We start from the raw sequence: 20,047 nt of genomic DNA, 5'->3' as shown, positions 1-20,047 counted from the left end.
AATCGTATAGTAAAAAAGCGCCATAATTATAAATGGAGGAATTAAAATGATAAAACATAAGAAGTTAACTCGTTCACGTGATAATCGTGTGATTGCTGGTGTTCTCGGTGGTATTTCAAATTACTTCAATTGGGATGCAACATTAGTTCGCATTCTTTTCGTCGTCGTTTCTGCCCTGACAGCTGTTCCTGGGATTATTGTTTATATCGTTGCTTGGATACTTATTCCTGACGAACCACAAAAAATGCATTATTATTCTGATGGCTCTAGAAAAGATGTTACCCCAGACGACTACAATGATCGGCCATAAATAAAAATAAGCCCTTATGAGTCTTCTCAATACTCATGGGGGCTTTTACATTGTTAACATTTACTTGGTATATCTCTGAATAAAATTCAATTTTTTATCATAAATTTCAGACGTATCAAAATCTATTGGTCCATGATGTGCATTTTCAATTAAAATAATTTCAGCCACTTTACCAACCTTTTTTTGATATTTCTCAGCCAAAGAAACACTTTGTAAATATGGTACAACATCATCTTTTGTACCCGCAATTAATAATAACGGTGGCATGTTTTTTGAAAAGTAATTTGCTGGGTCGGCTTGCAAGACTCTACTTAATGATTTATCAGGGCGCCGTGTTCCTAACATGATGCCTTCAAAAGATTGTGCCTCTCCCGTTTCGCTAAATTGGGGGGTGATATTGAGTTGGGCAAATTGTTTAGAAAATTCATCAACTTTGTATGGCCCATACATACCAATTACACTATTAATTTTTGGAAAACTCGTATGTTCAGTGGAATCAGCAATCCTACCTAACAAAAGACTCTCAGATATTGTTGCAGCTGTTAACAACGCTATTTGTGCACCACTCGACTCACCAATTAATGTAATATTTTCCCTATCAATACCGTACTTATCTGAATTTTGTATCAAAAAGTTCAGCACTGCCCGCATTTCAGCAATTTGGACTGGAAAGGTTCTTTTTCCTACTGTGTTGAAAGAGTAATCAGGGCTAACTATTGCAAATCCATCATGCAAAAAACGTAAACTTGGATTTAATTTATGTGAAGATTTTTGTCCGCGAATCATGCCGCCCCCATATATGTCTATGATAATTGGGCAATTCTCATATCCTTCTGGCACATAGATATCAAGCTTATTACGCTCACCAACAGCGTATCTAACATCAGCAAATATTTTAACCTTTTCTGGGACTGTGGCAGGGATATATTTATATGTTTTATCTTTAAATAACATACTTTCATTATAAAACAATTAGCACCATCATCCAAATATAATAATAATCTTAAAACTACTACAATTTAATGTCTTACTAGTTTATAATGAATAAAAATAGTTTATATACAATAATTGGGAGGGCCTCATATGACCCAAAACTTTAAAAAATTTAAAAATGCCAACCTACACGATTTATTATTTGCCGGGCGCTTTGGTATTGAAATAGAAGAACATCGTGTGCAAACAGGACGTAAAAGTTTATCGCAGCATCCCCACTCAACAAATTTAGGTGATCGAAAGACACAGCCTTATTTTCAGACGGACTTTTCTGAAAGTCAAGAAGAAGTTGTAACAGCGACTAAACACACTTCTAAAGATGCTTTGAACCACTTGCACGAATTACAAACAATCCTTGCTGACGAATTGTTCTCAGATGAGATTATTTGGCCATTGTCCATGCCCCCCTACATGTCTCCTGATGATATAGATTACCTCGTTACTCATTTTGAGCGCCCTTGGTATCAAAATTATCGAGATGTCCTTATCAAACGCTACGGTCCTTACCAACATATTATGACCGGTGTACATGTTAATTTTTCTCTCGCCGATGCCTTAATTAAATGGTTTGGAGCTGAAAAGCAGATTCAATCTTTTCCTGTCGCTAAAAATACTCTATATTTTCAAATAGCCCAACAAGTAGCCAACTATAGATGGTTATTGACCTATCTTTTTGGGGCCAGTCCTGTTACGGAAAATGTAACAGATAACCTACCAAGGGATTTTAAAGATATTGAACCAGTACGTTCTTGGCGAGCAAGTAACTTTGGGTTTGTTAATCATTTTGATCAACAAATTGACTACACTGACTTATCTACCTATATCGGACAAATTAAGCACTTTGTAAAAACTGGCGACTACTATGACAAAAGTGAATTTTATGGCCCCGTACGATTAAAAGCTCCCGGTAGTCTTGATGATTTAAGACAGAGAGGAACAGCATATCTAGAATTTCGAATGTTTGATATTAATCCTTTCTCGTTGGACGGTATTTCTCAAAATGAATTAAGTTTTCTACATTTGCTCATTATAGACTCAATTATGAATCCACAAGAATGGTCGAATGCTGCTACAAAGGAAGCCCGTATGCTAAACCATGTAGTCGCAACACAACATCCAAATGATTCATTAAGTGCCTCTTTAGATCAAGAAATCGAACCACTATTTTCACGCTTAAACAAAATTGTCAATTTTTCACCCATTGAACTACGTGAAGACTTTTCAAGGAGCTTAATTTTTGCTGAAAAAGCGCTAAAAAATCCTGAATTAACTATTGGCGCTCAACTATCAAAACATATTGATAATCATTCTTTAACTCAATTTGCTTTAAGTCGTGGACAGCAAATATTGTCAGAACGAAAGATAATTGATAATAACTTTGTTTTTACACCAAGTCACCTGAAACAGATGTATATTCAAGCGCACAAACTGGGCTTTAAAACTCTAGTACTTGACAATCAAAATCTTCAAGTGAGCTACAAAAACCACGTTCAATCTTTTAAAAACAATGAAAATTTGACAAAATATATGCAAACAAAAAAGTAACGATACAACGTATCGTTACTTTTTTTATTATTATTACCTCAAAATATCAATCAAATTCTTATTACTTGCTGTTTTAGCTGGTAATATACCAAATACCAAGCCAACAATTGTGGATGTACCAAACGCTAACAAAAATGTTGATATCGATACACTTGCTTTAAAGGGTAGAAAAGCAGAAATTCCCATTGCTATACCTAACCCAGCCAGATATCCAATCATACCACCGCTAAGTGTTAGCATAACAGCTTCAATTAAAAATTGCCACAATATTTGCTTTTGAGAAGCACCTACTGCCATGCGAATCCCAATCTCTTGTGTTCTTTCACTAACAGCAATATACATCATGTTCATCACACCAATACCAGCAATAAACAATGAGATACTTGCTACAGCAACAATAAAGTATGTAATGCCCTTAATGACCATCGTAACACCTTTAAGCATAGCTGCAGTATCATAAAAATCATAAGATCCTGAGCTATGTTGCGAACCCATTTGATTCAACTGATCTTTAATATCATTCGTTGTCTTTGATATATCTGTTCCCGATATAAATGTTAACTTTAACGTGTTTGCATTGACAGTCGCGTTGCTTGTTTCGAATACATGACGTGGCACAACCACGTCATAATTGTAAAATTCGCCCCGAGTTGCGTTATTATCAATCACACCGATAATTGTATATGTCGTGCCATTAATTTCAATACCTGAATTTAAGGCATTACGGATAGTTCGATAGCCTTTCTTTGCAATTGATTTATTGACTAGTGCTACAGGTCTATCTATTGAAATATCACTATCTTTAATGCCACGTCCTGCTAGAATTTTATTATCATTAGCGCTAGTTGCAAGATAAACTAATGATGACAAGCTCTTACCATTGATTGTTCCCTCACTTGATAAGATACCATGATCGTCCGACTGTACCGTCACTTTGGCAACCTTGGGATTAGAGCGAATTCGGGCCAAATCTTCGTTATTAAATCCCGAGATTTTAACATCACTATTATTGGGCGAAAAAGTGATTTGGGTTGATTGCTGTCCGCCGCTATCCGCCTGTAAGTTTTTTAACATTGCCAGACGTGCGCCATCACCCAAAGCTAATATAGTAATAACAGAGGCTATACCAATAATGATACCAATCATGGTCAAAATACTACGACGCTTATTTGATATCAGTGAACGGAACGAACTGATAATTAACTCACGAATCTGCATGCTCAACCTCCATATCACTCTGTAATCGACCATCAAGAATCTTAATTAAGCGATTAGTTTGGCGAGCCACATTTTCATCATGAGTAACCATGATTACAGTTGTACCATGTTGATTTAGTTCTTTAAAGAGAGCCATAATTTCCCGAGAAGTTGCTGAATCTAGTGCTCCCGTTGGTTCATCAGCTACTAAAAAGTTTGGTTTCGTTACAATTGCACGAGCAATAGCCACACGTTGTTGTTGTCCGCCTGATAAATTTTTCGGCAACTTATCGTAGCTTCCTGGTAGGCCAACTTGTTCTAAGACATCATTTACACGAGCAATAATATCACGACGTTTTAATCCAGCATACAGTAGTGGTAAGCCAACATTCTCTCCTACACTTTGATTACGAATCAATTTAAAGTTTTGAAACACAAAACCAACTGATTGATTACGTAATCGCGCATGATCACGTCGATTTAAATTATTAACAACTGTGTCGTTAAAGTTATATTGTCCATCAAAATTATTGTCTAAGAAACCAATAATATTAATTAAAGTTGACTTTCCTGATCCTGATGGGCCCATAATAGCAACGAACTCCCCAGCTTGAATCGTTAATGAAATCTCGTGTAACGCTTTGTAATTTTCATTTCCTTGTCGATAACTTTTACTTATTGACACTAAGTTAATCATTGACAACCTCACCATTGGTCAACTTTGAATCTGGATTGGTAATCAGTTTTTCACCGATACTAACACCAGCGTTAACAATATATGTATCACCATTTTTTGTTAAATCAGCTTGTGCTCGACTGGCTTTGCCATCAATGACCTTGTAAATACTTCCTTTGTATACCGCAGATTTAGGAATCTTTAATTCTGACTGTGGTACTTTTACCTTAACACTCTGGCCATATAGAAAATCATTATTCATATTGGCTGAGAAAGGATAATACGTTGTCCCTTTACCTTGACCGGTAGGAATCTGTTCGATCTTGCTGATTTTTGTGGTCTGTTTTGGTGAACCATCAATACCACTGACCGTCACTGTATCGCCAGTCTTCACCTTACTATAATCATATTCTGAGACATTTGCCTGTAAAACTTTTTGACTAGAATTAATTGTTATTGACGGAATACCATCTTTTGTATTATTGCTAACTGAAACTACCCCATCAAACGGTGCTTTTAAAGACATCGTTAGCTTCCCTTGTAACTCAGCTAACTTGCTTTGAGCATCCTGTAAGTCACCATTAGCATCAGTAACAGCCTGCTGTGCTTGTGTAACAGTATCCTTTAATGAAGGTTTTGTATCAACATCTGCTTGATTATAACTTTGTTGCGCATTTTTCAAGGTTGCTGCTGCGCTATTGACTGCTCGATTAGCTTTGTTTACAACGTCTTGTTGTGAACTAATTGATTCCTGAATATCTGTAACCGTCACTGTTAACAAAATATCACCGTTTTTAACAGTTTGACCATCTGTTACATTCAATTGTTGTAACTTTCCTGTTGGTGCATTTAAAGCTTGCGTCTTTTCAGCAACAATTTTTCCTGACATAGTCAATGGCAATGCACTGGCCACCTTGTATACCTGATATTGATTATTGCTACTTTTTGTTGGTTTAGCTAGCTTATTGTAAGTTTTTAACCCAGTCACAGTTAAGAGACCAAGAGCCACTACGCTACCCGCAACGATTGTTACTATTTTTGTTTTACGTTTCATTGACTTCCCCTATGCTTCCACACACATTGTTTCTAAAATGCTAATGACATTCCGATTGACAATACTAGTGAAATAACAATATAAATGATTTGTGTTCGCTTCGAAATTGTACTATCCTGACGCACAATTAATACATATAGTAATGTTGAAATCACGCTACTAACAATACTAGCTATTTTGTTTGTATCCTTATACAAGTTCAAAACAATTACTAAGAACGCATTAATAACTGCAAACGGCAGCATACTAACTACTGTAGCGTACCAAGAATTCATAAATGATACGGATTGCTTTACTTCTTGTCCAAGTTGGGCAAGAAAGATAAATAACTTACTAATTAATGCACTAAAGATAACACTAACAAGCCCCCCAACAGCAAGTGTAACCATTATTATCGACTTTTGTTCAGATATTTGATCATTTGTCGCATCTAAACTTAGTAGTCCACTGATAAACATAATCCCCATTAAAACTACTGTACCCAATATTGTCAAAATATTTCTAGTTGTTTTTGTCATTTTCCCTACCTTTAAATACCATAGTGACGGCATATTTTTAACAATAATACAAAATAAATGAATTTTGAAAATCTCCCCACAGACTTTCAAAAAATCATCTATTCTTAAAATTATTCAAAAATAACATACCTACAAACTATGTAGTATTTCTCTTCTCCTAAAATTCGTGGCCGACCTATACTATCAAATGCCACTAATTAATATTATATCAAAGTCCATATGTTCAAAATTCAACAAAAAACCTCATACACCATCTTTTTCACTACATCATTTTATTGACTTTTAATAAAATATATGGTAAAAATTATTTACATTAAATAAGTGCATATTAATTAATAATTTTCAATCCATCAAATATAGTATTCAATATAAATTTATAAGAAAATAATGGTATTTAAATGTATAATATTAATGAAGAAATTAGAAAAATAAGATTAAAAAACAACCTTACACAGACCGAATTTTCTGGATTATTAGGTGTTTCACACCAAACAGTTTCTAGTTGGGAACGAGGCAGGACTCATCCTCCACTCTCTGTTATGAGAAAAATTTCACAAATATTCAACGTATCTTTTTCTAGTATAAATCATCTGGAAGAAACGCAATCTGATCGATCGCACAAAAAAGAAAAAATCGCTAATACATTTTTATGTTTGCTATCGAAAAAAAATTTATATAATATCACTATGGCAGATATAGCTAGTGAATCTGGGCTCCCTGCCAACCAAGTAGCACTATTTTTCTCCACGCCGTCGGATATTTTAGCTTTTATTGCTTCTAAAATCGAACAACAAATACTATCCATTTCAAAAAACACCCAAGCAACAAATCCTTTTGAAATGATTGCTGACGTAATTTTACCTGTACTTTATAAGAACAACCATACTCTTAAAATTCTCTACTCTGGCAACTACGCAAACGGTGAGTGGTTGCACTTCTTAGAACAACGTTATATTAAATGGGCGACGCCTTTTTTTGATGATTATAGTGTACAAAACACAGTAATCAGTCGGTCTTTTGCCGTCGAGCTCAGCGTAAAAATGACACTTTCTATCATTTCAACATGGCTGACTCAACCCATTCCTGCTGAACCTAAAGTATTTCGTGATTGTTTTTTACAGTTAACCAAATCGTCACTCCAAGATATCGCTTCCTTTTAATTCACTTTATTTTTAAGTTGTATTTTTATTCGTTGCTTTGCATATTTTCAAATTATGCATTTTGACTAATGAATAAAAATGCACAAATGCCAAAAACATTCCTATCATAGGATTTCTTTTATATTAAAGTGATTTAAATTAGAAAAATAATAATAGTGTTGCTTTTTGATTTGATTTGTTTTAAAATGTGAATATGAACAAACACATGAACTCACAAGTAAATAGTATTATTAACAACGCAATTATTATTTAATAATTGGGTTGTTATTTAACGTAACGACTCGCAACAGCAAGTCGTTACGGTTATGAATGAGTAGAAATTCCATTTGATAACTGTAATCGTTATCAGATGGAATTTTTTGTTTGAAATAAATAAAAATCGAGGACAATAATATGAATGCAACAACTACACACTCTGCTCAAGAATTAGCTGATAAACTTTATATGGCATTTAAGACCAACGTGCCACTAGAACGTGACGAATATGTTGGATTTGTGAATACTTTCGAGGAAGCCTACCAAATACAAGATGCCGTTTTAGCAAGAAAAAATGCACCAGTTGCTGGTTATAAAGTTTCTCTCACATCGCAAGAAACACAAGATATGTTTAAATCGGATTCTCCTTTGTATGGGGGACAATTATCTAATAAATTTGTTCAATCTGATTTTGAACTAGATTTAACTCAATACAATGAACCCTTAGTAGAAGTAGAGTTGATGTTTACTGCCAAAAAAGATCTTACGCCACAAATGAGTGAAACAGAATTACTCGAAAATACAACTGTTGCACCAACATTAGAATTACCTGATTCTCGCTTTAAAAATTGGTTCCCAAAGCTAGATAAATTCCTTGTTTTATCTGACAGTGCGGTTGGTGGCGCAGTCGTTTATGGTAATCAACTAGATGGCGCTAAACTTGCACTCGATACTCTATCTCAGGTTTCAGCCGTTCTCTTACACAACCAGCAAGAAGTTGCACATGGTAATGGTAAAGAGGTATTAGGAAACCCCGTAACATCGCTAAAATGGCTCGTTGAAAAACTATTTTTACAAGGTAAGTCTTTCCCTAAAGGTACCCATGCTTCCACCGGAACTTTCTTACTACCTTTGTCTTTAACCCCAGGAACATGGGAAGCAAGGTTCACAGAAGGATTTGGCACTGTTAAAGTTAATGTAAAATAAAAAAGTGTTCCACGTGGAACACTTTTATCATAGGCTTGTAGCTCAATGGCAGAGCGTTGCGCTGATAACGCAAAGACAGAGGATCATTACCTTTCAGGCCGATTAATTAAAACAATATTTTTATCAAAATAATTGCCAATATAACTTGTACAACACCTGTTATTAAACCGTAACTCAAGAATTTTCCACCAGATTTTCTAATTGTATCAACTTTTAAATTTAGTCCGATTCCAGCTAAGTTAACAACACCAAAAAAACCAGAAATTCCTTTAGCACTACTTGTTACTAAATTAGGTACAGCTACGAAACTATTTATCAATAACAAAATCACAAATGCAATAATAAACCATGGTATTTTAATACTTTTTTTAGCCTCTACTTTTTCTGTAACACTATTTTTTTGAGCCATTTTTGCAAAAATCAATACAACAGCTGTGAGCATGATAACACGCAACATTTTAAAAAGTGTTGCATAGGTCACTACTGCAGGGTTGATTAATGAGGCCGTTCCAACAACTTGACCAACTGATTGAACAACACCACCAACTAGGGCGCCTAATAATAGGTCGTGATGTCCCAATACGTGTGGCCCAAGAATTGGCAATATTAGTAATAACACAACACCTGTTAAGCTGACCGTTGCAACACTAGTTCTTCGCTGGTCATCAGTAGCACCTATCGCCGGTGACACTGACGCGATAGCACTAGACCCACATACTGCGTTTCCTGCGCCCATTAACATCGCGGCTTTATTACTGACCTTAAAAATTCGCCCCCCCATCCACAATACAAGTACAATTGTTAATGTCATTTGGATCAAAATAAAAGCCAATCCATTGATACCTAAATTTTCAATCGTGCGTAATGTCACCGTTAATCCCATCAATGCAATACCAATCTCAATAGGAAACTTTTCAGCCCATTTCATCCCCGGCTCTAAAGATTTACGGTTTAAAATCGTATTACCTAATAAGATACCAAGTAACATGGCAATGGCTTCTGCACCTAAAAATGGTAACCAATTGGCTAATATTTTAGCAATTGCAGATAATATCAAAGTTATAATAATACCTGAAATCATATTCTTCTTAATGCTCATCTTAATTCTCCCACAATTCGATAAATATTATGTTACCCTCACTTTTGCTATTTGTAAAATAAATATTTATAATGTATTCAATTAAATATTTTAATAGGAGAGAATATGTTTAAATTACTACAGTCTTTTATTGCCGTTTATGAAACGCGTTCTTTTTCAAAAGCAGCTGAACAATTATTTATTTCACAACCTACCATTAGCGTACATATTAAGCAGTTAGAATCACAATTAAACACTATAATGTTTGAGCGTAGCGGTCGCACAGAATTAGTTCCCACGACCAATGCGCGACGATTTTACCAACATGCGCTTCATTTATTGGATGACTGGAAAAATGCAACAGACAGTCTAGAGCTGACAGTGGAACGACCACGAACAAAAATACGATTAGGTGCTTCACAAACATCAGCCACAGTTTTATTGCCTAAGATTTTTACAAAAATAAAAAAAGATGTTCTTAACAACACCGACTTCAAAATCGAAATGCACAATTCCGAAGAGATTTTAGACGGCGTATTAAATCATCAATTTGATTTTGGCATCATTGAAAAACCCATTACTCATGATTTTATTACACGTGATGTCATTGCAGCTGATCAACTTGTTTTAGCTGGTAATCTTGAAAGTACCGTTTGGCTAATTCGCGAGAAAGGTTCCGGAGTTTACCACTACACGCAACAGTATTTTAAACAAGAACATATCGTACCTGAACATTTTTTAACCATCGCAAATAATGATATTATTGTCAAAATGCTAGCACAAAATATCGGTAAAGCTATCGTAAGTATTCAAACTTTACCGCAAAATATACCCTATAAGTCACTAACCACTGCATTCAATCGGCACTTTTATCTCATTCACCATGAACACAACAATCAACCCCCTATTAAAAATGAAATCGCACGTTTTATACAAATTGCCAGAAGTTTATAGAAAAATAACTTGGCCGTTCTCAAAACTTTTAATTCGTGCTAAACTTTCAACTCGAACACCATGTTCATCTAATATTTGGCGTCCTTTTTGAAATGTTTTCTCAATGACAATGCCGACACCAACAACATTAGCTTCGGCAGCATTAATTATTTTAAGCAATCCTTCTGCAGCTTGGCCGTTTGCCAGGAAGTCATCAATTATTAATACGTTTTCATTTGCAGATAAGAAACGGTGATCAATCATGATATGGTTAGTTGTCTGTTTTGTAAATGAATACACATCAGCTGTCCAAACATTCTCAGGTAACGTCAAAGATTTATTTTTTCGTGCAAAAACAACTGGCACATGAAGTGCTAAACCTGCAAAAACTGCTGGTGCAATGCCTGATGATTCCACTGTTAGTATTTTATCAATTTTTTCATTGGCAAATAATGCAGCAAACTCAAGTCCTATCGCTTGCATTAATTCCGGATCAATTTGATGATTTAAAAATGAATCTACTTTTAATACATCTGCACCTAATATACGACCATCTTTTTGTATTTTTTGTTCTAATATTTTCATTATTTTAGTCCTTTTTCATTTATTTTACTTGTTTTTCCGTTTAATAACATATTTAAAGTAACGGCTAACAGCGATGTCACCACTACACTATTGGTCACAATCAATTGAATTGTTTGCGGTAGTTTTTGAAAAAATTGTGGATAAACTGTAACACCAATACCTGCACCAATAGACAATGATGCAATAATCATATTCTTTTCAGAACTAAAATCCACTTGACGCATCATACTAAGCCCCTGCACACCAATGGTACCAAACATGACGAACATAGCACCACCTAATACTGAACTTGGAATAATAGTTGCGATGGCGCCAAACTTTGGCAACAGCCCAATAATAATGAGTACAAAAGCTGCAAAATATATAGGTTGTTTAGATTTCACACCAGAAATTCTGACAACCCCAACATTTTGACTAAACGTTGAGTAAGGAAATGTATTAAATATTCCTGATAATATGACACCTAGTCCTTCTGCACGATATCCATTTGCCATATCACGAGATGTTAAGTCACGACCTGTCAAATCAGCTAAAGCAAAGTAAACCCCAGTCGATTCAATCATACTTGTCATAACAATGACTATCATTGTTACAATAGCCGATGTGTGAAACGTCGGCACACCCAAGAAAAATGGTGTTGGAAAGTGAAACCAAACTGCGGTAACAACAGGTTCTAATGTTACTTTCCCCAATAGTGCAGCAAATAGCGTTCCACCAACAATACCCAATAAAATAGCAATTGCTTTGAAAATTCCTTTAGCAAACAACATTAGCACCAAAATGATCATAACAGTGACTAGCCCAACTAATAAGTTAGATAAAGACCCATAGTTTTTAGAAGATAAGTCCCCTCCACCCCAATTAAGCAGAGCTATTGGAATTAATGTAAAACCGATAACAGTAATCAATGATCCTGTAACAATAGGCGGAAAATATACACGTAATTTAGAAAAGAGACCTCCAATTAAAAATACGAATATACCAGCTGAAATCGTTGCACCATACATAGCACCAATTCCTAGCGTGCTCCCTATGTTAATTAATGGTGAAACAGATTGGATTGCTGATCCTAAAACAACAGGCAGCGCAATCCCAGTAAATGGCGTTCTTTTTAATTGTAATAATGTTGCCACTCCTGTCATTAATATATCAACTGATATCAAATATGCCATTTGTGCGCTGGAAAACTTTAATGCTGTTCCAATTAACAGCGGTACTAATACACCTCCTGAATACATCGCTAAAACATGTTGCACGCCAAGTAATAGTGATTGTCCTCTGCTGTTGCTAATTGATGAATCCATTTTCTCTCCTTAGTAATTAATATAAAACATGACAATTTTTTTATATTAATCCGTCTATATTAAAAAAAATACTGACTTTTTCTGTCTACCAGAAAAAGTCAGTATTTTTTAATACTTACCTTGCGATAGTCACACTTTTTGGCGTGTGGTAGAAACTTGGTCACCATTATCGACCAATTATATCTGCATTATTTTTGATAATTATAGCTTACCAAATAGCACATAAGTTGTGCAATTTATTTTCGAAAAAATCCTGAAATAAACATTAAAATACTTACCAACCCCATCAGTATTAATGTGATAACAATCGTTACCCACCAGCCACTTTGTGCCTCAGCAAATGGTAACCACTTAACATTTTCGCCATAGAAACCACTAACTATAGTGGGAACAGTCAGAACGATTGAATAAACAGTTAAAACCTTCATAGTCCAGTTTAAATCTCGATTACTCAGATTCCCCATCGCGTCACTAACTGAATTAATAACTTCCAATGCTAAATTAGCCATTCGCTTAGCCTGATCGACTTCAACTCTCACATCATCAATATGTTCTAACTCGAAATCTTTTAATAGTTTTTTAAAATCTTCACGAAAGCTATCTAACATTACATGATTATTAGCTAAGGAATTTTGAATATAAATCATTTGCGTTTTCAAGTATAACAAATCATTCATTTGTTTCGTTGTATACTTACGCTCGCCAAAATGTTCTTGTATTATACGACGTTTTTTATTGATTTCTGTTATTTCGTCAACGTATTTTATCATTAACGAATATATACCTGTCATGATAAAGTCAAAGGCACTAATTTCATCTTCTCGCGCACGTATTTGCTGGTTTTTGGGGTCTAATAAAATTTTTTTGATATAATCTGTAGGATCATGTGTAAACGTATACACATCGTTATGAGCAAATAAAATACCGATTGGACGGGTTTCTACATCATCACCCTGATGCACAATAACATCAATTACCATCAACGTTTCATCTGCATGGTGATCATATTCCATCCGCACACTTTCATTGTGATCCACCGCATATCCGATCATTTCATTCGTTAAATGATGCTCATAAACTAAACTCTGACGTTCATCTGCAGTTAAATTTGATATATGATACCATGTAAAATTTTTGACATTTTTAACTATTTCAATCATTTTCTATTATCCCTGTAAGTCAAATTTTGTGGCTTAGCAAACACAGATTTATCTACGACAACAAATCCTTCACGTTGATAAAACCGTTGTGCATCAATATTGCCTGTGACAACTTTTAATTCTAACGGTTTTGTTACTTCATGTCTTGCCCAGGAAAGTAGCTGCGCCCCAATACCATGGCCATTCCATCCCTCTTTAACAAACAGCAAATGTAAAAAGTATTCTTGTTTCAATAACGATGCAAAACCAACTATCTCCTCGTCTAATACTGCTACTTTAACAGTTTCCCCACGTGAAACTGTTAAAAAATCATCTAATCTTGGATGTTTCACCCATGGAAAATTATGTTGACGAGAGCCTAAATAAATACGCGCAAGTGCCTCTGAATCATTAGGCTGCATTGCGCGTAACATTAATCGTTGCATAAATTTAGTTGGCAAAGAATTTTTTTGACTGGTCATTAACATTCTCTTTTGATTGCTTATCTGAGTTCCAAAACGGCGTATAAATTTTACCAAGTACATTTTTCTTTTCAACATACCCAAACATTCGACTATCATTTGACACAGAACGATGATCACCTAATACAAAGTAGCTATCTTTAGGAACCACCGTTGTATTACGATCTTTCTTTTGCCAGAAATTACGCGATGATAGTGTTTTTAACGTCCAATCTCCCCATGTTCCCCCTGATTGTTGTTCTAAACTAATATATTGTTGGTTAATTTTTTTACCATTAACATACAAATTAGCCCCTTTGTGTGAGACTGTATCACCACCCACCGCAATGACTCGCTTAACATAGTCTTTGTGTCCTGATTTAATTTGAGGATCTTCATTTGTTGCATCAAAAACTATGACATCTCCTCGCCGTACAGTCGATACCTTGCTTTCAATGACTAATTCGCCATTATTTAAATTTGGATCCATAGACGGTCCGTCAACCGTAACCAAAGTAAATAGAAATGTCCGAATGATGAAAGCAATGAAAAGCCCGATAATAATGGGAAATACCCAATTTTTTATAAAATTCATATTCTATCTGCCCCTCTAACATTAAGTAATATTATATCAGTTTTAAAATGATATTTATACAAAAAAAGTCAGAAACAATACCGTAATAATATTGTTTCTAACTCATCATAAAATAGATTTTAACGCTTACTGCGACGTGCTTTTCGAATCTTACGTTGTTTCTCTTTTTCAAGATTAATCGCTGCTTCACGCTCGCGTCGTAACTTAAATGGATTTTGCAAAAAGAATGTCTGCACCGTTTGGAAAGCATTTCCCACAACCCAATAAAGTGATAACGCACTAGGCACTGCCAAGGCAGAAAAGAAAATGACTACGGGGAAAATATAAGGCATCGCTTTGGTCATACCATTTTGCTCTGGATTGGATTGCATAGAAAGCCATGACGATGCAAACGTAAACAAAGCAGCTAAAACAGGTAAAATGTAATATGGATCATTACTACCTAATTGTAACCAAAGAAATTTACCTGATCGCAAAACTGGTGAATTCCAAATAGATTGGTACAAAGCAATCAAAATTGGCATTTGGACAATCAAAGGCAGCATCGAAGCAAACGGATTAACCCCAGCATCCTTATATAATGCTTGCTGTTCAGCCATCATTAATTGACGACTTTCTGTATCTTTACCTGGATATTTAGCTTGTAATGCTTTCAATGCTGGTTGAACAACCTGCATTTTCATCATTGATTGCACTTGATATACCATTAGCGGTAAGATTAAGAAACGAATAAAGATAGTAAATAGGATAATACCCATACCATAATTATTACCAAACCAACTTGAAGCTCCTAAAATAGCCCGTGTAAATACTGCGACAATCGCACTCCAGAAGCTATGAGATGCTACTTGACCATCATAAGATAGCCCAGACACAATAATCAACACAAGCGCTACAACCGCCATTGCAAGAGGCAATGGTCCAATTCTCTTCAATATATTCTCAAATCGCTTCATTCGTTCTCTTCCTTCAATATCTTAGCTAGTTTCAACACGTGAACCATTTGTTCTTTTAAGAATTTTTGACTTCTATGTGCTGCAGCAGGACGTGCGATAACTAGTAAATCCAACTCTTGAGGTAATTCTGGTTTTAATTCTAATAAACTTTGACGAATACGTCGCTTAACCCAAACACGATCATGCGCTTTACCAACTTTCTTGCTAACTGAAAGTCCTACCCGAAAATGTTTTTGATCAGGCTTACTCATTTGGTAAACGATGAAGTATTTGTTAGCTACAGAACGGTGTTTATTAAAAACATGTTGAAATTCCTCTGGTTTCTTTATTCGGAATGTTTTTCTCATGAAATTACTCCCTAATTTATGCACTAGCTAAGGTGTCAGCATGTCTAATTTTTTACAGACAATAAACTATATATCTTCAAATAACTAAATAAAAAAGCCACTGCATAGCAGCGACCTTGTTAGGCAGATAGAACCTTGCGGCCCTTTGCACGACGGCGAGCCAAAACTTTACGACCGTTGCTCGTGCTCATACGCTTACGGAATCCGTGTACGCGTTCACGATGACGCTTTTTTGGTTGGTATGTACGCTTCATGTGTGTTCACCTCCATTCACGATTTTTACCTGCAAAAACTTTGCAATTCGGGTTTAATCATACCATGAAATCAATGCTAATACAAGTTTACATTTTTTTATTAATTATCTTAATCCGGTTTAAATAATTTTAAGTATTGTGATAATAGTCGCAGGGGTTCTTTGATTGAAAACTATAAGCATTATACCAACAACAATTACTATACTTTTGTTACAATAAGTGCTAGAAAATAATAAATATAGGTTTTTATTTTAAAATCATTTGCTCAGATATTCTCAAACAATTTAAAGGATTTTCTCATGAACACACTAGCTCATCCTGATCACAACTGTATTTCAAAAACCGTTCTGTTCAGTCAATTACCCCAAGAAGAATTGGCAATGATTAACCAACAAATTACTTATGTTGAATACGCTCCTGGAGAAGTTGTTTTTGATGTTGAAGATGATTCTGATCGTCTACTACTAGTGCATCAAGGTAAACTAAAAATTAGCCAAACTTCAAGCGATGGTAAGGAACAAACGCTCTATTTTTTAAATGAGGGTGATATTAATGGTGAAGAATCACTAATCACTGGAGCTAAACATGCTGTCACATGCGTAGCTATTACAAAATCATTCATTTGTGAGATTCGTCGATCAGATTTTTTAGAGTTAACCAAGCGGCAACCTAATATTGGTATTTCACTAGCTATTTCTGTTGCTGAAAAAATTCAAAAGTTACAAGCGCAACAAGCTACCCTATTAAACGGTTCTGTTGAAGAAAGACTTTTGGCATTTTTAAAAAAAACTGCTGAAGAATCAAACAGCTTGACCTTTAACCTGCCAATGTCTAAAAAAGAATTAGCAGCTTATTTGGGGACTATTCCTGCAACTTTAAGTCGTAATCTAAGTAAATTAGAAGAGAAGCAAATTATCAGTAGTAGCATTAAGGGGAAAATTGTATTAAATATCACAAAAATTGATAATCCTTGACTTTAGTCAATTACTTTTGTGATGTTGTGAGCTTATACTTGATGTACAAACTGCCATAACTAACTGGAGGATAGACATCATGAAAATAGGTATCATTGGCGCCACACACGCTGGCGTATTTGCAGCTAAACAAATCAAATCTGAAAATCCTAACGCTGAAGTTACTGTATTTGAAAAAAATGACACGGTTTCATTCTTATCTTGTGGTATTGCCTTGTGGATTGGTGATCATGTTTCGGATCCTGAAAAAATGTTTTATGAAACCCCTGAATCTATGCGCGAACAAGGGATTACAATGTTAATGTCCCATCAAGTAACGGATGTTGACTTAAAAAGCAAAACATTAAAAATTATCAATTTAGATACAGAAGATATTTCAAGGCAACAGTTCGATAAAATTGTCATCACAACAGGGTCAAAACCAGTTATTCCAAATATACCTGGTATTAATAGTGAGCGAGTATACTTCTGTAAGTCTTGGGATGACGCAATACGTATTAAAAATATTGCTAAAGATCTAAAGCGCGTAGCTGTCATTGGTGCTGGCTATATTGGTGCCGAATTGGCTGAACAATTTTCTGTCACTGGCAAACAAGTAACGCTGATTGACGGTGTTGATCGCATACTAGCAAAAAATTTTGGTCCTGCCTTCACTGAACGTATCCAAAAAGAATACGAAAAAAATAGCGTTAATGTTGTTTTAAATCAATTTGTCTCTAAGTTTGAAGACACATCTGATGGTATCAAAATTACAACACCAAATGATTCATATGAAGCTGATATTGCTATATTAGGGATTGGTTTCTTACCAAACACTGATTTATTCAGTGGACAACTAGAAACACTTCCAAATGGCGCTATTGTAGTCAATGACTATATGCAAACGAGTGAAAAAGACGTCTACGCTGCTGGTGATGCCAGTACCGTCTTTTTCAATCCAACACAAGCAATTGATTATATCCCCTTAGCTACAAATGCGATTCGACAAGGTATGCTAGTTGGTAAAAACATTATTAAACCAAATACACGCTACTTAGGTACACAAGCTACTTCAGCCGTAGAACTGTATGGTCAGGCCATGGTTGCTACCGGATTAAATAGTGTGACTGCTAAGGAAAAAGGGCTTGATGTTATCGAAACTGTTATCGAAAGTGATTATCGTCCAGACTTTATGTTAAGTACAACTTCTGTTCTTAGTTCATTAACGTGGGAAAAAGATACTGGTCGAATTGTTGGTGGCGCATTTATGTCTCAACACGATGTATCACAATCTGCTAATGTTGTTTCTATAGCCATTCAAAAACAAATGACAATTGATGAATTAGCAATGTCTGACTTTTTCTTCCAACCTAATTTTAGCCAGCCCATTAATTACATTCCTGAAGTTGCGTTAGCTGCTATGACTGAAAAACAGGCTTTAACATTCACACAGTGAAAATTTTTTTAGGCAGTGCACAAAAACTACTCGTTTCTGTATTTATCATAATATCGACCAGTGAATCAATGCTGTTGACATAAGCTCAGCGTGCGTGTAATTGTGAAAATGACCTGTGGTTGGTATATGCGGATCGGTTTACCGTTAATATGCAACGATTTGGCTCCCGTTACCGAACACACCATTCGGATAGGATCATTTTCCAAGACCTGATGGTTAGTAAGCAGCTACTTGGCAACAATTAGAATGGTATCGCGCTTGCCAAAAGCCGCTTCTGTACATGAAAATACAGAAGCGGCTTTTTTGTTGACAAAATACTAATGTCATTCTAAATATCTTGTGTCGTAATTTAGATAGAATAGGGAAAAATACGTATCATGAGTAAAACAACTAAATGGCTTGTAAGTGTTGTATCTGTTATCATAACATCCGTTATTGCCTATGCTAGCTTTATAGTAGCATCAGGTCATTCAATAAAATCTGCCATATATATTCAACCAAGTTGATAAAAAGGCCCATGTTAGTGTTAATATTATTGCGACAACCAAAGACAAAAAAACAATTCGGCAATCAAAAAATTTGTAAGATCTTATCAAGCTGACAATATTGCAAACTATATTGACAAAAAAAGTGGAAAAGTGCTCCAAAAGGAAAATAATTGAAAATATCAAGTTAATTTTTCATAAAATTATTCATCTCAAAAACATGCTACGCTTTTCTTCAAAATCACTACTTCGGCGTGTAATCCTGTATAATAATCTTCAAATAGAAAAATGGAATTATAATAAAAACTATGACAGACCAATTATACGAACGTGCTGAAGAATTTCATAAAATGTTTGATGACCGTCAGCCGAAACAGCCTAAAGAATTGAACAAAGTTGATCTAGCAAATCGTGTGGGCTTTATCTTGGAAGAATTAACTGAGCTAGCTGCTAGCCATTGTCAAAGTACAGTTGATATTGATGAAATTTTTGCCAATATAAGTCAGCGTCTTGATGCAGCTAAAAAGAAACTACAAGATAAAACAACTAATGATAACGCCCCTATTGTTCAACAATCTGATTCACTCGGTGACATTATCTATCTAGCATACGGTAGCTATGTTTTGATGGGGATAGATCCGACACATATTTTAGAAGTAATTCACTCAGCTAACATGCACAAACTATTTCCAGATGGAACAGCGCACAGGGATAAACTAACTAATAAAGTGCTTAAACCAGACAATTGGTTTGAAAATTATCAGCCGGAACCAAAAATCAAAAATACGATTGATGAACAATTAAAAAATTAAATTTTCCATAAACCAACGGCCTTATGGCAGCAATAATCCCGCACAAAAGATTTA

At 35.1% G+C, this 20,047-nt stretch carries 22 protein-coding genes, 1 tRNA gene and 1 riboswitch; of the genes, 9 read left to right on the top strand and 14 right to left on the bottom strand.

Annotated features, from left to right (window positions below):
- Positions 1 to 46: 46 nt before the first annotated feature.
- Entirely contained in the window at positions 47 to 310 is a 264-nt protein-coding gene (locus ESZ47_RS08445; protein WP_148606547.1) for a PspC domain-containing protein, read from the top strand.
- 60 nt (positions 311 to 370) lie between these two features.
- Here the strand turns inward: ESZ47_RS08445 and ESZ47_RS08440 are convergent, their stop codons facing one another.
- Positions 371 to 1,264: an alpha/beta hydrolase gene (locus ESZ47_RS08440; protein ID WP_148606546.1), complete on the bottom strand. Its 894-nt coding sequence runs from the start codon at positions 1,262 to 1,264 to the stop codon at positions 371 to 373.
- 129 nt (positions 1,265 to 1,393) lie between these two features.
- On the opposite strand from ESZ47_RS08440, the gene ESZ47_RS08435 reads away from it, so the two are divergent.
- Complete coding sequence (locus ESZ47_RS08435) at positions 1,394 to 2,848, top strand: glutamate--cysteine ligase (protein ID WP_148606545.1); 1,455 nt, start codon at positions 1,394 to 1,396, stop codon at positions 2,846 to 2,848.
- Between the two features lie 33 nt (positions 2,849 to 2,881).
- On the opposite strand, the gene ESZ47_RS08430 is transcribed toward ESZ47_RS08435, so the two are convergent.
- Genes ESZ47_RS08430 through ESZ47_RS08415 form a run of 4 tightly spaced genes read right to left on the bottom strand, consistent with a single transcriptional unit; the run spans position 2,882 to position 6,293 of the window.
- The gene (locus tag ESZ47_RS08430; protein ID WP_148606544.1) at positions 2,882 to 4,066 is read right to left on the bottom strand and encodes an ABC transporter permease; all 1,185 of its coding nucleotides are present in this window, start codon (positions 4,064 to 4,066) and stop codon (positions 2,882 to 2,884) included.
- The gene (locus ESZ47_RS08425) at positions 4,053 to 4,742 is read right to left on the bottom strand and encodes an ABC transporter ATP-binding protein (protein WP_148606543.1); all 690 of its coding nucleotides are present in this window, start codon (positions 4,740 to 4,742) and stop codon (positions 4,053 to 4,055) included. Before ESZ47_RS08425 ends, ESZ47_RS08430 begins: the two co-directional genes overlap by 14 nt.
- Entirely contained in the window at positions 4,735 to 5,775 is a 1,041-nt protein-coding gene (locus ESZ47_RS08420) for an efflux RND transporter periplasmic adaptor subunit (RefSeq protein ID WP_148606542.1), read from the bottom strand. The genes ESZ47_RS08425 and ESZ47_RS08420 overlap by 8 nt, the downstream gene beginning before the upstream one ends.
- A 32-nt stretch (positions 5,776 to 5,807) precedes the next feature.
- Positions 5,808 to 6,293 carry an MFS transporter gene (locus ESZ47_RS08415; protein ID WP_148606541.1) on the bottom strand — a complete coding sequence of 162 codons (486 nt, stop codon included), beginning with the start codon at positions 6,291 to 6,293 and terminating at the stop codon, positions 5,808 to 5,810.
- A gap of 398 nt (positions 6,294 to 6,691) precedes the next feature.
- On the opposite strand from ESZ47_RS08415, the gene ESZ47_RS08410 reads away from it, so the two are divergent.
- The 3 genes from ESZ47_RS08410 (at position 6,692) to ESZ47_RS08400 (ending at position 8,737) form a co-directional block, all read left to right on the top strand.
- On the top strand, positions 6,692 to 7,453 hold the full coding sequence (locus ESZ47_RS08410) for a helix-turn-helix domain-containing protein (RefSeq protein ID WP_148606540.1): 762 nt from the start codon (positions 6,692 to 6,694) through the stop codon (positions 7,451 to 7,453).
- 393 nt (positions 7,454 to 7,846) lie between these two features.
- Positions 7,847 to 8,635 carry a 2-keto-4-pentenoate hydratase gene (locus ESZ47_RS08405; RefSeq protein WP_148606539.1) on the top strand — a complete coding sequence of 263 codons (789 nt, stop codon included), beginning with the start codon at positions 7,847 to 7,849 and terminating at the stop codon, positions 8,633 to 8,635.
- Between the two features lie 31 nt (positions 8,636 to 8,666).
- A tRNA-Ile gene (locus ESZ47_RS08400) sits at positions 8,667 to 8,737 on the top strand.
- Positions 8,738 to 8,741: 4 nt separating this feature from the next.
- Here ESZ47_RS08400 and ESZ47_RS08395 read toward each other — a convergent pair.
- Positions 8,742 to 9,734, bottom strand: coding sequence for a YeiH family protein (locus ESZ47_RS08395; protein ID WP_148606538.1), 993 nt, complete (start codon positions 9,732 to 9,734; stop codon positions 8,742 to 8,744).
- 105 nt (positions 9,735 to 9,839) lie between these two features.
- Here ESZ47_RS08395 and ESZ47_RS08390 point away from each other — a divergent pair, with 105 nt between their 5' ends.
- On the top strand, positions 9,840 to 10,667 hold the full coding sequence (locus tag ESZ47_RS08390; RefSeq protein WP_148606537.1) for a LysR family transcriptional regulator: 828 nt from the start codon (positions 9,840 to 9,842) through the stop codon (positions 10,665 to 10,667).
- Here ESZ47_RS08390 and ESZ47_RS08385 read toward each other — a convergent pair.
- The 8 genes from ESZ47_RS08385 to rpmH all read right to left on the bottom strand — a co-directional run bounded on the left by ESZ47_RS08385 (position 10,662) and on the right by rpmH (position 16,287).
- Entirely contained in the window at positions 10,662 to 11,231 is a 570-nt protein-coding gene (locus tag ESZ47_RS08385; RefSeq protein ID WP_148606536.1) for a xanthine phosphoribosyltransferase, read from the bottom strand. The two genes, ESZ47_RS08390 and ESZ47_RS08385, sit on opposite strands and share 6 nt — an antisense overlap.
- A complete protein-coding gene (locus tag ESZ47_RS08380) occupies positions 11,231 to 12,535 on the bottom strand; it encodes a nucleobase:cation symporter-2 family protein (protein ID WP_148606535.1) in 1,305 nt (434 codons plus the stop codon). Before ESZ47_RS08380 ends, ESZ47_RS08385 begins: the two co-directional genes overlap by 1 nt.
- A 107-nt stretch (positions 12,536 to 12,642) precedes the next feature.
- Positions 12,643 to 12,740: riboswitch (purine riboswitch) on the bottom strand.
- 31 nt (positions 12,741 to 12,771) lie between these two features.
- Positions 12,772 to 13,695 carry a magnesium transporter CorA family protein gene (locus tag ESZ47_RS08375; protein ID WP_148606534.1) on the bottom strand — a complete coding sequence of 308 codons (924 nt, stop codon included), beginning with the start codon at positions 13,693 to 13,695 and terminating at the stop codon, positions 12,772 to 12,774.
- Positions 13,692 to 14,156 (bottom strand): GNAT family N-acetyltransferase, encoded by a 465-nt coding sequence (locus ESZ47_RS08370; protein WP_148606533.1) that lies wholly within the window; start codon positions 14,154 to 14,156, stop codon positions 13,692 to 13,694. Before ESZ47_RS08370 ends, ESZ47_RS08375 begins: the two co-directional genes overlap by 4 nt.
- Positions 14,125 to 14,730, bottom strand: coding sequence for a signal peptidase I (gene lepB / locus ESZ47_RS08365; protein WP_148606532.1), 606 nt, complete (start codon positions 14,728 to 14,730; stop codon positions 14,125 to 14,127). The genes ESZ47_RS08370 and lepB overlap by 32 nt, the downstream gene beginning before the upstream one ends.
- A gap of 119 nt (positions 14,731 to 14,849) precedes the next feature.
- Positions 14,850 to 15,686, bottom strand: coding sequence for a YidC/Oxa1 family membrane protein insertase (locus ESZ47_RS08360; protein ID WP_148606531.1), 837 nt, complete (start codon positions 15,684 to 15,686; stop codon positions 14,850 to 14,852).
- Positions 15,683 to 16,033, bottom strand: coding sequence for a ribonuclease P protein component (gene rnpA, locus ESZ47_RS08355; RefSeq protein WP_148606530.1), 351 nt, complete (start codon positions 16,031 to 16,033; stop codon positions 15,683 to 15,685). The genes ESZ47_RS08360 and rnpA overlap by 4 nt, the downstream gene beginning before the upstream one ends.
- A 119-nt stretch (positions 16,034 to 16,152) precedes the next feature.
- Positions 16,153 to 16,287 carry a 50S ribosomal protein L34 gene (rpmH, locus tag ESZ47_RS08350; RefSeq protein WP_002816117.1) on the bottom strand — a complete coding sequence of 45 codons (135 nt, stop codon included), beginning with the start codon at positions 16,285 to 16,287 and terminating at the stop codon, positions 16,153 to 16,155.
- Between the two features lie 299 nt (positions 16,288 to 16,586).
- Here rpmH and ESZ47_RS08345 point away from each other — a divergent pair, with 299 nt between their 5' ends.
- From ESZ47_RS08345 to ESZ47_RS08330, 3 genes are all read left to right on the top strand, one after another.
- On the top strand, positions 16,587 to 17,261 hold the full coding sequence (locus ESZ47_RS08345) for a Crp/Fnr family transcriptional regulator (RefSeq protein WP_148606529.1): 675 nt from the start codon (positions 16,587 to 16,589) through the stop codon (positions 17,259 to 17,261).
- Between the two features lie 79 nt (positions 17,262 to 17,340).
- The gene (locus ESZ47_RS08340; protein ID WP_148606528.1) at positions 17,341 to 18,696 is read left to right on the top strand and encodes an FAD-dependent oxidoreductase; all 1,356 of its coding nucleotides are present in this window, start codon (positions 17,341 to 17,343) and stop codon (positions 18,694 to 18,696) included.
- Positions 18,697 to 19,489: 793 nt separating this feature from the next.
- Positions 19,490 to 19,993 carry a pyrophosphohydrolase domain-containing protein gene (locus ESZ47_RS08330; protein WP_148606526.1) on the top strand — a complete coding sequence of 168 codons (504 nt, stop codon included), beginning with the start codon at positions 19,490 to 19,492 and terminating at the stop codon, positions 19,991 to 19,993.
- Positions 19,994 to 20,047 lie beyond the last annotated feature (54 nt).

Source organism: Leuconostoc litchii (genome assembly GCF_008107645.1).
Lineage (GTDB): Bacteria > Bacillota > Bacilli > Lactobacillales > Lactobacillaceae > Leuconostoc > Leuconostoc litchii.
The sequence above is the reverse complement of the archived record's forward strand: the minus strand, read 5'-3'. Positions and strand labels throughout refer to the sequence as shown.